At 45.3% G+C, this 12,578-nt stretch carries 12 protein-coding genes; 4 read left to right on the forward strand and 8 right to left on the reverse strand.

The features are described 5' to 3' along the window. Positions 1 to 30: 30 nt before the first annotated feature. Complete coding sequence (locus tag NWE73_RS09720) at positions 31 to 732, forward strand: YebC/PmpR family DNA-binding transcriptional regulator (RefSeq protein WP_277578120.1); 702 nt, start codon at positions 31 to 33, stop codon at positions 730 to 732. Between the two features lie 93 nt (positions 733 to 825). Here the strand turns inward: NWE73_RS09720 and NWE73_RS09725 are convergent, their stop codons facing one another. From NWE73_RS09725 to NWE73_RS09745, 5 genes are all read right to left on the reverse strand, one after another. Next, positions 826 to 1,092, reverse strand: a complete 267-nt coding sequence (locus NWE73_RS09725; RefSeq protein ID WP_277578121.1) for a hypothetical protein — start codon at positions 1,090 to 1,092, stop codon at positions 826 to 828. Between the two features lie 115 nt (positions 1,093 to 1,207). Next, positions 1,208 to 1,642, reverse strand: coding sequence for a SufE family protein (locus NWE73_RS09730; protein ID WP_407652948.1), 435 nt, complete (start codon positions 1,640 to 1,642; stop codon positions 1,208 to 1,210). A gap of 9 nt (positions 1,643 to 1,651) precedes the next feature. Next, the gene (locus NWE73_RS09735; RefSeq protein WP_277578123.1) at positions 1,652 to 2,473 is read right to left on the reverse strand and encodes a hypothetical protein; all 822 of its coding nucleotides are present in this window, start codon (positions 2,471 to 2,473) and stop codon (positions 1,652 to 1,654) included. Continuing rightward, a complete protein-coding gene (locus tag NWE73_RS09740; RefSeq protein ID WP_277578124.1) occupies positions 2,473 to 3,270 on the reverse strand; it encodes a phosphatase domain-containing protein in 798 nt (265 codons plus the stop codon). Before NWE73_RS09740 ends, NWE73_RS09735 begins: the two co-directional genes overlap by 1 nt. Before the next feature lie 27 nt (positions 3,271 to 3,297). Continuing rightward, positions 3,298 to 3,768, reverse strand: coding sequence for a hypothetical protein (locus NWE73_RS09745; protein ID WP_277578125.1), 471 nt, complete (start codon positions 3,766 to 3,768; stop codon positions 3,298 to 3,300). Positions 3,769 to 3,992: 224 nt separating this feature from the next. Between NWE73_RS09745 and NWE73_RS09750 the strand changes: the two genes are divergently transcribed. From NWE73_RS09750 to NWE73_RS09760, 3 genes are all read left to right on the forward strand, one after another. Continuing rightward, positions 3,993 to 4,256, forward strand: a complete 264-nt coding sequence (locus tag NWE73_RS09750) for a hypothetical protein (RefSeq protein WP_277578126.1) — start codon at positions 3,993 to 3,995, stop codon at positions 4,254 to 4,256. 146 nt (positions 4,257 to 4,402) lie between these two features. Beyond that, complete coding sequence (locus NWE73_RS09755; RefSeq protein ID WP_277578127.1) at positions 4,403 to 4,597, forward strand: hypothetical protein; 195 nt, start codon at positions 4,403 to 4,405, stop codon at positions 4,595 to 4,597. 114 nt (positions 4,598 to 4,711) lie between these two features. Continuing rightward, on the forward strand, positions 4,712 to 5,911 hold the full coding sequence (locus NWE73_RS09760; protein ID WP_277578128.1) for an MFS transporter: 1,200 nt from the start codon (positions 4,712 to 4,714) through the stop codon (positions 5,909 to 5,911). A 12-nt stretch (positions 5,912 to 5,923) separates the two neighbouring features. Here the strand turns inward: NWE73_RS09760 and NWE73_RS09765 are convergent, their stop codons facing one another. The 3 genes from NWE73_RS09765 to mutS all read right to left on the reverse strand — a co-directional run bounded on the left by NWE73_RS09765 (position 5,924) and on the right by mutS (position 12,490). After that, the gene (locus NWE73_RS09765; protein ID WP_277578129.1) at positions 5,924 to 8,275 is read right to left on the reverse strand and encodes a [protein-PII] uridylyltransferase family protein; all 2,352 of its coding nucleotides are present in this window, start codon (positions 8,273 to 8,275) and stop codon (positions 5,924 to 5,926) included. Between the two features lie 49 nt (positions 8,276 to 8,324). Beyond that, positions 8,325 to 9,830, reverse strand: a complete 1,506-nt coding sequence (locus tag NWE73_RS09770) for a hypothetical protein (RefSeq protein ID WP_277578130.1) — start codon at positions 9,828 to 9,830, stop codon at positions 8,325 to 8,327. Positions 9,831 to 9,952: 122 nt separating this feature from the next. Further along, positions 9,953 to 12,490 (reverse strand): DNA mismatch repair protein MutS, encoded by a 2,538-nt coding sequence (mutS, locus tag NWE73_RS09775; RefSeq protein ID WP_277578131.1) that lies wholly within the window; start codon positions 12,488 to 12,490, stop codon positions 9,953 to 9,955. Positions 12,491 to 12,578 lie beyond the last annotated feature (88 nt).

The following is a 12,578-nucleotide window of genomic DNA, read 5'->3' on the forward strand; positions in this document are numbered from 1 at the left end:
AATATTAACTGATTTGATTGTATAGAGAGCATGGGAAAATCATGGAAAACAGCAGGTAAAGTAGAGAAAGCCCAACAAAAGGGTCAAATATTCACAAAACTCGCGCGTGAGATTCAAGTTGCCGCGAAAGCTGGAGGCCCTGACCCCGCTGCCAACGCCCGTCTAAGATTGGCCATTGATGCGGCTAAAAAAGTCTCTTGCCCGAATGACACCATTGATCGCGCCATCAAAAAAGGTGCGGGCCTTTTGGACGACGGGAAAATCATCGAAGAGTTGATGTATGAAGGTTACGGACCTCATGGCGTCGGCGTTATCGTTGAGTGCCAAACAGACAATAAACACAGAACAGCTCCAGAAATGCGCCACGCTTTCAAATCTCATGAAGGCAATATGGGTGAATCTGGTTCGGTTGCATGGATGTTTGAACGCGTAGGTCTTTTGGAAGGTACGAAGCCAGGAACTTTCGATCCAGACGAAGAGGCGATTGAAGCTGGCGCCAACGAAGTCTCAAAAGGCGAAGACAACACTTATGAGTTCTTCACTGGTGCGGAAGATTTGGATGCCGTTCGCGATGCTTTGGTAAAACGCGGCTGGAAAATTGAAACATCTGAATTGTCTTATAAGGCAAAAAACATCACCGAGCTTTCTGATGAACAGAAGAAAGATGTCGAAGAGTTTTTGAACTATCTGGACGATATGGACGACACTCACAGAGTGCACGCGACTATCTAGTCAGTTTCTGCGGAAACTATCTAGTCAGTTTCTAAAAACATTTAACTAAAACAAAAGGGCTTCTTACGAAGCCCTTTTTTATTTTTAAAAAATCTATTTCTTTGCGTGTTCTGTGTGCTCAGCTTTTTTAGCTTTGCAGGCAGATACCACATCCGCACTTACATTCACCCCAGCTACCGACTGACCGGCCATCACTGGTTGCATACAGTCTTTATAAAGACCTTTCTTTTCTTTGTGCTCACCCTTTACAAATCCCGCTGATTCACAAGCCGATTTGATCTCTTTGCAAGGATGCTCACCCTTTTGAGCGAAAGCATTTACAGAACCAAAAACGATCATTGCAGCAATAAGACTCTTCATAAAACCCCCTACATTGTTTTGTAACTACAGGTTACCTGAGGGGGATTAAAGTCCGATGAGTTTGAAATTAATCTTTATTAATAAGAAGATTACAGCGGCCCAAAAAGAGACAACCTTAGCCTTTTGATTTTAATAGGTAATCAAAAGCCATTGCGTAATTTTTGATTTGTTTCAACATAGCATGCAAGCCATTCGCCCGACTTGGCGAAAGATTCCCCTCAAAACCCAGAGCTTTCAAAAACTCCGGAGGCGTCGCTAGAATATCAGAGGGAGACGAGCCCGAATAGACATACAACAAAAGAGCCACTAAGCCCTTCACGATCAAAGCGTCACTATCCCCCTGCAACTGGATCTGACCCTTGTCGCTCAAAGCCGCATGCAACCACACCTGGGACTGACAACCCTTAACCATGTTCTGTTCTGTTTTAAATTCTTGAGGCATATCCGCTAAAGCTTTGCCCATCTCGATGATTTTTTTATAGCGATCTTCCCACTGCGTGTAGGCTGAAAAATCTGCGATGACTTTGTTTTGGCGTTCCTGGATGGTCAACATATTCATTTACACTTTCAGCGCTAAAGGCAATTGCGGAATCATCTCAAACAAGTCCTCTTCCAAAGATTGACCTGTTTCACCGAGCATTTCGTGGAAGGATTTTTTATCCAAATTAGCAACAATCTCAAAGGATTTTTTATAAAAACCCTCCTGATCTTCATAATACCCGTTCCACAGTTCTCGCGCCTTGCTTTCCGTCATAAACCAGGACTTTTTCTCAGCGGCAGTGCCTTCAAAGCGATTGTGATAATCAAGTAAAGTCATAACCTGTCGAGGAGAGAAATCCAGCATCACCAATGCTTCTTCCAGCAATGCGAGTTCTACGTACCAAAGATAATTGCTCAATTTTTCCCAAAATTGCTCACCTTTTTTACCGTATGAACTTTTACAGAAAAAAGTGGTGCAAACCACACCGCGATTTCTCCACACGTTGCAGTTTTGATTTTCTTTATTGAAGTAAGGACAGAGCCAATCTTCGCGCTGACCAAACTCATGCTCTTCCCGATTATTAAAAGGAACTTGATACGCCACAGGTGCCACCAAACCAATTGGCAGAGCGTACTCTCTGCGTGCGATCTTGCCTCTGAATATTTCATGGGCCTTGGTGGATGACTGTTCGTTGAAAATCGCGCCCACCATAAAATTGGGAAGGAAAGGATGAAAGGTGCAGCATTTCAAATCTTCACGATAATGAATCTTGCCCGTTTCGCGAGGTCTCGCCATCGCGCAAGTATCGCAAGTGGCTTTTTTCTCTTCCGGAGAGAAATCCAAGATTTCTCTCGGCAACAGGTTTCCGTAAATATGGGGAAGTTGATATTTTAAGTTCATTATTTTTGGCAGCGCTCTTCAAGTCTTTGTTTTAATTCGGGGAGGTTCGGATATACACCGACATCATCCCATTTCCAAACAAAGTCATTACAGCGCATAAACTTTGGAAAAGCCACTGTGCCAACGTCATAGTCTTTCTTCTGTTTCAGAATGGCACTCGCAATATTTTCTGCCGTCCAGACAACTGATTCTTCCGCCAGCAACCCAGCCTTCTTCAGCTCGAAAGAAACCTCAACCGGCGTTACAAACCCCACCTGATCCGCGAAAGGAATTACACCTGCGTCCTCAGAGTCTTTGCTTGAATAGACCAGACGGATGAACTGATAGAAGCGCACACCTTTCGTTTCGTATTCGCTTTTGATTTGCTCATAAACCTCGGCGTCTTTTTCGCCGTTATCACCAAAGAAAATCACCTTGTCAGGATTTTCGCTGTTCATGATGGAACGAATCGTAATGAGTTTATGAGTCTCCATACTGAGATTTGTGCGAGGAATGTAAACGCCCGCGGGAAATTTTCCATTACGCAGAAACTGTTCGTGGGTTCCCTGCATCCACCAAGACGGGGCTCTGGAAACATAGTAAACGGAAAGATCCGGATTGTCTTTTTTGATCAAAGTAAACAACTCCGCCATCCCAAGAAAACGACTTTTATCATCAAAGGAATACGAAGCGGCACTGCTGAGGTCTAAAACATTTGCGAGCTTCAGCGTATCATCGACATCGCTCACCAATAGAGTCTTAGCCTGTCCAACAGAAAGAAATAGAAAGACGAGCGCAAGAATGGAAATACTTCTCATAAAACCCTCCGAGGGAAGGTTCTATAACTAGAGTCCTTGCTCGTCAAAGCGAATACTGAATTGATTTGGGGTCACTTTGACCTCCAGAGTGCCTTCTGCATTCTGGAAGACTTCGCCACTGCTCGGAAAGAACTGGGCGGCCAGCTTTTGCGCCATTTCCCCCTCAACTCTCAATGAAGCCGTTTTTAGCCCCAACTGGGCGCTCTTGGAGGGATGTATTAAAAGCATGCAAGTATAGCCACCACTGGTGCGATTGGCGCAGATAAAGTCCAAAAACTTAAAGGGAGTTTGCAAAGTTTTTCCGGGCCCTAAAATAGAATCCTGAACCGGGACATTCATCGCCTCAAACAACTTCTGCGGCAGCTCGTCGGTAGAGCCGTCATATCCTTGGGCTGCGATATTGATCATAAATTGCTGCCCCAGAAATCGCCCCTGAGTACGAGCCTGAGACAGACTGCCACTTGTCATAATTAGGATTGCCAGAGCTATTCTTTTCATGGAGTTGAGCCTAACAGGGGCGTCCATTAATTCAACAGGGGCGTTACACTTTCTGTCTTCTGTCAGCCTCATAACGGGACTGTTTTTATGGCTCACTTTGAGATGGAATTGCCTAGTTATATTAGATACTTGCGACGCTAAAGGCCTGGCATGTTGCCCACAATCTGGCCCGCGCTTTGCTCTCTTGTAAAGGTAACAGACAGAAACCTTTCAAAGGGGGACCTATGAAAACATTTATCGCCATCGCAATCTTCGCTTTCTCTTGCAGCTCATTCGCTTGGACTTCACATGATCCGGCAGCTAAAGAATATTCTTTCAAGTTCCGCATGGCTGGCCAAACTTTGGAGCTCAAACAAAATGCAGGAAGTTATGAAGAAGCATATGAGAGAGCGGCTCAACAATGTTTTAACTTCTTTAAAGGTCCTGGCAAAGTTTCTGAAAACCGCGGTCTTGATATTATCGACGTCTGCGCAAATCCTCGCTCATAATCTGCTGACACCCCAGCTTCGCTGGTAAAATGACTTGAAGCATAAGTTCCACTGAAAGCCCCTTCCCCCGAGGGGCTTTTTGTTTTAATCTAGTGCGGAAACATTACTTCGACGAAGTCGGAGTGTGTCCAGTAAAGGTGGTTTTAATGGGAATTCTAAAATCCATTGGTGAGTTTTTAGTTGGTAAAGATCCAGATATCTTCGATGAAAAGGGAAATGTTTCCCACAAACTTCCAAAGAAAAAATGGGAAGCTTGGCACAATCGCACTAAGACAGATCCACAAAATAACTGGAGAAACCACACTGGAATCTCTGGTGCGAATAAAAAGAAAACCAATTAGTCCCTTGCTCTAGCACAACTAGAGCGTTCACAGATAACTCTGATCAACCTCAGAGTACGACGAAAAAACCCACTGCCAGCAGTGGGTTTTTTGCTTAATACGATTGAAGAATTTATGTCATCCTCACTTTCTACAAATTCACCGTCTACAAACTCCAAGCAACTCTCCCCGACAACTGTTTGGATCATGGCCATTGCCACTGGGCTCAGCGTCGCGAATCTTTACTACAACCAACCTCTCCTGGCAGATCTTCAAGCCAGCTTTGGTATCACCGTTAAAGAAGTCGGTATCATTCCAACTCTGACCCAAGTGGGCTACGCCTTGGGAATGCTCTTTCTAGTTCCCTTGGGGGATATGTTTGAAAAACGCAAACTGATCGTCATCACATCCCTTTTGGTGACGATAGCCTTATTGATCGCAGCGACAGCACAAAGTCTGCTCACGATGGCCATTGCCAGCCTTCTCATTGGTCTCATGACCATGACTCCTCAGCTGATTCTTCCTTTTGCCGCCCACCTCGCAGAAGCGAAAACACGCGGTAAAGTCATTGGCATCATCATGGCGGGGCTCCTTATCGGAATCTTACTCTCCCGAACCTTGAGTGGATTTGTTGGCTCCATCTTTGGCTGGAGAGCGGTGTTCTATTTTGCCAGCGCGCTCATGATGGTTCTTGCTGCAGGTCTTTATTTCATCCTACCCTCCAGCGAGGTTTCATTCTCTGGATCTTATGGAAAACTTTTAAAATCCATTTGGACGATCGTGAAAGAGGAACCCACTCTTCGCCAATCCTCCCTTATCGGTGCGATGATTTTTGGTATCTTTAGTTCGATCTGGGCCACTTTGATATTTGTTCTTTCCGCACCTCATTTCGGTTACGGAGCGAAGGAAGTGGGATTGTTCGGGCTTCTCGGAGCAGCCGGAGCCGCAGCCGCTCCTTTAATGGGAAGAGTCTCTGACAAAAAAGGACCGCGCTATGGTCTTGGCTTAGGATTGGTCGTAATAGCATTTTCTGTTTTGATTCTCTTTTTCTCCGGAAAAAGCATGTTGGGTTTGATTTTAGGAATCTTTATTATGGATTTCGGACTGCAAGCGGCCCACGTCTCAAACCAAACACGCATCTTTGCTTTACGCGAAGATGCACGCAGCCGCATCAACACAGTCTATATGTTCACTTACTTCATGGGCGGGGCGATGGGCTCACTCTTGGGATCTTTCGCCTGGAATACGGGTGAATGGACGGGTGTTTCTATTTTGTGCGCAATTCTTTCAGCACTCAGTCTGTTTACTTTTTGGCTGGGAAGAAAAACAGCTTAAATCCCTGCCGACTTAAGCTTCGATTTTGAAGGTGTCCCTTAGAGACTGAATCAAAAGGGACGCCTCTTCCTGTTTTCTATCCTGAGCTTTTACAAAGAAGATATCATCCACTTGGCGTCCCCAAGTATGAACTCGCGCGGACTTAATACTCACGCCAGCATCACTTAAAGACTTGGCTGCCACCGCCAGCAATCCTGATTGATCGGGACCTTTAAAGCTAATCACCCATTCTTTTTCGTCAGCGCTCACAAGCTGAATTGAATCAAACCTCACTGTTGGAAGCACAGTTGAAACTGCCGTTGGAACTGTTTTTTGATTCTTCAGTTGGGAACTTTTTAAAATCTGCGATAGCTGTTGCAGATTTTTTTGTGTCGTTACCTGAAACCAGTCATAAACACCCACCTTGGGAAGAGTATGAATAGAGGCATGACGAACCCCTAAGCCCAAGGAATATAATTGCGCCACATAATCTGCCAGGATGCCCTTGCGATCATAACGATCATGGAAGCGAATCCAAATCTCCCCTTTGCGAGTTTTTAAAATCTTCGGAGCCAGGCTTTCTGAGCTTTGCTCAGCCGCCTTAAGATCTTCCACCAAATCCTTCATCGAAAGACTTTCCACTAAAACGGCTCCCAGCTCTTCATAAATTTCTTCCGAGATCTGCAGATGCTTCTTCTTTTTCAAAGAATAGAAATCGAAATAACCCTGGGCTTTCTTGGAGCTTAGACTTTCTACCAAGTCTTTCAAAAGCTTTGCTTTCCATTCATTCCAAGCTTCAGGATTCGTCGCACGAATATCAATGGCTGTAAACAAAGCCAGACGATACAAACGCGCCGACTCGACACCTTTGTCTTTGAGATCCTGCCAGACTTTGGGGTCCTTCATGTTTTTTCGAAAAGCTGCTTGAGAAAGTTCCAGATGGTTCTTCACCATCCAGGAAACATCGTCAGTAAACGCTTTGGAAAAACCAAAGGCTTTGAAATCGCGCTCAACAATCAAGGTCCCGGCCTCAGAATGCTCCGAAGCTTCCAAACCTTTTGCGAGATCATGATACAGGCAAGACCAGGAAAGGACTTTCCAATCATATGCCGTCAGATGCCCATGCAAAAATTTAAGTGGGCCCAACTCTTTTGGTTTGGAGTAAAGACGCTTGGCTTCGCGGCAAGCCTGCATAATATGGGAATCCGCCGTAAAGCGATGATATTGGTCATGCTGAACATAGCCAACCAAACGAGAAATTTCCGGGACTAATTTATCAATCAAACGGGATCGGAAAACACTCACCAGAACTTCATCAGAAGTCTTAACTGAAAGAACGTCTTCCAATAGTTTTCCGCGACTTCGCGCGGTCTTTTTGATTTGTGCATCAGAATAGAAATCATCCAAATGTTCACGGACTTTTTTCTGAACCAAAACACTGGAATTCTTATGTAACTCTTCGTAAAGATCTTCCGATTTTTTAAATTCAGTTCGCTCGATCTTTTTTAATTTCTCTTCAGAACTTTCCGCAACTTCAACAATCCAATCAGAAAAGAAATGCACCCGTGAAAGACCACGCTGCAGTCCACGCATGAAGTCCTTGTGAGTTTTAAAACCCATCCATTTTGCAAGTTCAAATTGTGTGGAGCTTGAAAGAATATCACCGTGTCCCTCCAGATGAAGCTTCTGGCGAAGGCACAACAGGTAGTTGCGATAGTAGTTCAAAACATTCAAGGCATGCCCAGGATTCACAAACTTTTCAGCGAATAGTTCATAGATCTGCAAACCTTGCTCAAGATCCCGCAAGCCCCCTGGGCCATACTTAATATTTGGTTCCAGATAGTTGGTGATAGAATCAAAACGCTTTTCGCGATTCTTGCGTTCCTCTTGAACTGCTTTCAAAAGTACTCTGCGAAAATGTTTCTTTTTCGCCCAGATTAATTTTTGCTGTTCAAAAAGTTTTTTCGCCCCCTCTGGGGTCAAGGGGCGAGCCTTTAGCAAGGCCAAGATATCAAAGGCTTCGACATTCTCAGTCCAGTCGTCAGGATTCTTTGGCATGCGATAACGCAGCTTCAGACCAGACTCTTGAACTTGATCGACAAAGATTTTTACCTTTTCTTCAGCGCCACAAAATAAAACATCGATATCTGATTTAGGACTGAGCTCTCCACGCGCCCAGGAGCCCAGCATAATGGGATGGGCTTCCCGCCATCCAGGAATAGCCTGCAGACGCTCCTCAAGCTTCACACCCAACCAATGCGAAAAGCTTTCCGACGAAAAGCAGAACACCTGACGAACATCTCCATCAGGTGTCATCAGCGGCGGAGTTAATATCTCAGCCGCTTGAGAAAATTGTTCTGTGGTCAGAAAAGACTTATGAGCCATCGCATCTCCGTAATATAAGGATGCTTTAACTTAAGAACAGATTCAAGCTCTAGCGATGTTCGCCATGAGTGGGTGGACGACGAGGATAAATTCCATCCGGACGCAAAGCGAAGTGCAGGAAGCTGGGATTAGACTCTTTGTATTCCTTCAAGTCCAACTCGCGCAACTGATTGACAGCGGCTCTTAATTGCCCGTTCGTCATAGGTCTTTTGAATTTTGCAATATAAGCAAGATCTTGCTTATCAAGGCGCTCCAATAGAGATTGCCCTACTTGATTTAACACCAACATCACTCCCAGCGTTTTCTTTGGCAACGCAGGATCCAGATCCGGAGAGCCCGTGAGCTTTTTCACCAGCGGCCATAAACGAGTCGTTCGCGTCGGCAAGATGATATTCTTGGCAATAAATGACTTCGGAGTATCGTGAAACTTATATCCCATTTCATCCATCCAACGAACCATCTCAGACAAAATAGCATCCTTGTGGCGAGAATCGCGAAGTAAACGATAGTCGCGCCAATCCAAAACAAGTTCAAAGCGCGGATCCACTTCCAAATCGTCAGGGGTGATCAAACTGCCATTTTTCAAATTCAATTTATCTAAAAAGTCTTTGCTGTTCATTTTCAGATTTGCCGGTTGAGCCGGAGTCAATACCGCCCCATTCGAGGCTTTGTCATAGGCCGAACGAGCCACCTCAACACAGGACATCTTCGAATAGTCTTTAAAGTTCATAAAATAATCATAGGGAACGCGCGCTTTGGCACTTTCCATCGCAAAGCCCGCGGCCTTTTCACCTAACACCCGGTCTTTAGGGCGAAGAACCAAAAGACGTGCATTTTCATTTTTAAGGGCAAAATCCATTTGGTATTTATCAACGCCGACACCAATGTATGATTCAATGGTATTTAATTTTTTCGTCATCGGCTCTTGACTTACAAAAACCACATGGCTGAATTGAGATTTATTGTCACTGATTTGAGAGATGATCGCACTGAAGAATGAAACTCCGCGCGCCAGCATCAAGTCCCCAGAGTAAAACTGAAACTTTTCGTCATCCACATCGGGGCGTACGCTGTAAGGCGCATAGGCTTTGCGATCATAAATAGGTATCGCCTGTTTTTGAAACTCTAACTTGGAGGGGTCCAAGGCTTGCGCTTTATAGGCAAACTCCCCCAAATAGTCGTCTTGATCATGCATGCGGTGAAACAATTCGCGAACTTGCAACTGACATTGCGGACTGACTTCAGAAAGGCGCGCATGAAGTTGCAAGCGCATTTGCCATAAAGCTGAAATCAAATTGGCGGCCTCTTTTTGTAACTCTTCATTGCTATACAAGTTGAAATCCAATGACTCCACTTTGCTGGCAATGGCTGAATAGACGGGACCGCAATTTGAGGGAGTGAAAGAGCTACTGCGAACAAAACCGGTATATTCCGAAAGGGATTTTCCGAAATCAACCAGGCTTGGTACTTGAACGGAAGCCACTTCGCGTGATGTCTTACTCACGCAACTTGCAAGAATCAAAAAGATTATGGCCGCGACTGCATTAGACTTCATAAAAAACCCTCCGAGATAAACCGAAATACATCGAGTACTATTCGGATTCGGAGGGCTTTAAATACACTAGACCAAGAGCCTGTTGTTGAGCTCCTTAGCCCAATCAAACTCTTAAATAAATTTTATGATACAGAGTTTGAAACGATTTCTTTCCATTTGGCAATCTGGTTCATCGCCTCGAGTGGACTCATTTGCATCAAAGGATACTTCTGAACCTCGTCCATCAAACTCTTCAAAGTCTCTTCGCGACGAAGAGTTTCTGGATCCACAGACGGCACGGGCGCTGCCATTTCTTCGTAAACCGGGATTGATGACAATTGATCCAACAAAGACAACTGACTGCTTGCTTGAACTCTTTTGGATTCAATTTCACGCAGCAAACCTTTTGCCCGCTTCGTCACTGTCGCTGGCAAACCTGCCAATTCCGCAACCTGCACACCGTAAGACTTCAGGGCCGGTCCTTTCACCAAAGTATGAAGGAATCGGATTTCGCCATTTCGTTCCGCCACAGTCATGTGGGCGTTGGTAATTTGCGAGAAGCTTTGATCCAAAGAAGTCAGTTCATGGTAATGAGTCGCAAAGAAGGTCAATGCTTTCACATCACTCAAAAGGTGCTCAAGAATAGATTGTGCCAGGCACATACCATCAAAAGTACTCGTGCCGCGCCCCACTTCATCCAGAATCACCAAAGAGTCCTTCGTGGCATTCTTCAACATGGCTGATGTCTCAATCATCTCAACCATGAAAGTAGAAAGACCTTCGGACAACTGATCGCTAGCACCGATACGCGTGAAGATAGAATCAAACAATGGCAAATGCGCTTCATCACAGGGAACGAAACTGCCCATTTGTGCCATGATCGACATCAAAGCGACTTGTCTCATCAAAGTCGACTTACCGGCCATGTTCGGCCCCGTCAGAAGCAAGCAAGAATGAGGACGCAGTTCGATATCATTTGCAACAAACTGAGATTTCACAGTTTGTTCCACCACGGGATGACGGCTGGCCTTTAACTTCAAGGAGCCATCATTCGTAAACTGAGGACGTACATATTTTTCTTCAAGACTTAACCAGGCAAGACTTGAGATCACATCCACTTCGCTGCACTCATGCGCCAAGGTCAAAAGTGCCGGGCATTGCGCGAGGATTTCTTTTCTCAAAGCTTCAAAGAATTCAAATTCAAGATCTGCACGTTTGGTATTCGCGCTCAGTACTTTTCTTTCAAGCTCCACCAACTCATCCGTGCAGTATCTCTCTGCGTTCGTCAAAGTCTGCTTGCGCTGATAGTTCGCCGGCGCCTTGTCTTTATGAGTATTGGTGATTTCGATATAATAACCAAAAACATTGTTATACCGAATCTTCAGGCTTGAGATGCCTGTCTTTTCTTTCTCTTCAGCCTCCATGCGCGCGACCATGGCTTGAGCATTGGTTGATAACTCAATCAACTCATCCAATTCAGAAGAAACTCCGGTACGGATCAAGTAGCCTTGTTTGGTCGCAAGAGGCGGGTCTTCCACCAAGGTGCGTTCAATTTTGTAGGCCAGATTGCGAAGAGGTTCAAAGTTCGCCGTGCCTCCTGATGTATGCAAAAGCACTTCCAGCGCACTGATCCCTGCATGCACACTGCCCGCTAATGCCAACAGATCTCGCCCATTGCATTGAGGCTGAGAAATCTTACCGAGGCGGCGTTCAATATCCCCCATCTGCCCCAATATCTGACGAACCCGTTTCAACTCAAGGACGTGACTTCTCCAGAATTCGACAGATGACAGACGATTTTCAATCGCCTTTGGATCGCGCAACGGAAAGCTCAACCATTGACGAAGCAAGCGACTGCCCGCTGAGGTCTGCGTGCGATTAATGGCATGGAACAAACTGCCAAGTCCTTCGCCTTTATAAGTGGAAAAAATCTCAAGGTGTCGAAGAGTTGTGCTTGATACATCAAGACGATGTTCAAGATCTCTTTCAACGAAAGGTGACAATGTCGCCAAAGCCTCTTCACCAGAAAGAGCCGTCACATAACTCAAAAGCCTTGCCGCTGTCTGGGGCGCCCCATTTTTCAAAAGGTCATGGGCAGAATCCTTCAGCTCCTCATGATGGGAAACCAGAAGATTTTGCAAACCACCCAAGAGGGCTTCATCTGCTTGTGCAATGACGATCTCTGCAACCGGAAGTATCTGAAGGAACCGCAGAAGATCTTGAGTTTTCTTAGACTTAAAGAAGAATGCTTCACCAGTGGTTGAATCCAGGAAACTGATGGATTCAGAATCAACACTCACCAAGTAGTGGGCTTTGGTCCCATCCAGAGTATCCGAATCATAAACCATTCCCGGAGTCAGAACGCGCGTCACCCCGCGCTTCACGATTCCTTTAGCAAGTTTCGGATCTTCAAGCTGATCACAAATCGCAATCTTAAAGCCATGAGATAGCAGCTTGTTAATAGGCCCCGCAATCGAGTGATGTGGCATCCCGCACATCGGGGTTTCATCTTGTGATTTTTTATTTCGTTGCGTAAGAGCGATCCCTAAAACCGGGGCCGCTTTGACCGCATCATCAAAGAACATTTCAAAGAAATCCCCCATTCTAAAAAGAAGGATTTTATCTTGATGAACGGACTTAATGTCCCAGTATTGCTTCATGAGAGGAGTGAGATTCGACATAGGCAAAAAACCTATCGAAGCCCACCCAAAGTTTCAAGACGAACAGGAGGTACGCCGTACCTTTTTGAGGCTCACCGCATTAGAGCGG

The sequence above is a fragment of the Bdellovibrio svalbardensis genome, from assembly GCF_029531655.1.
GTDB lineage: Bacteria > Bdellovibrionota > Bdellovibrionia > Bdellovibrionales > Bdellovibrionaceae > Bdellovibrio > Bdellovibrio svalbardensis.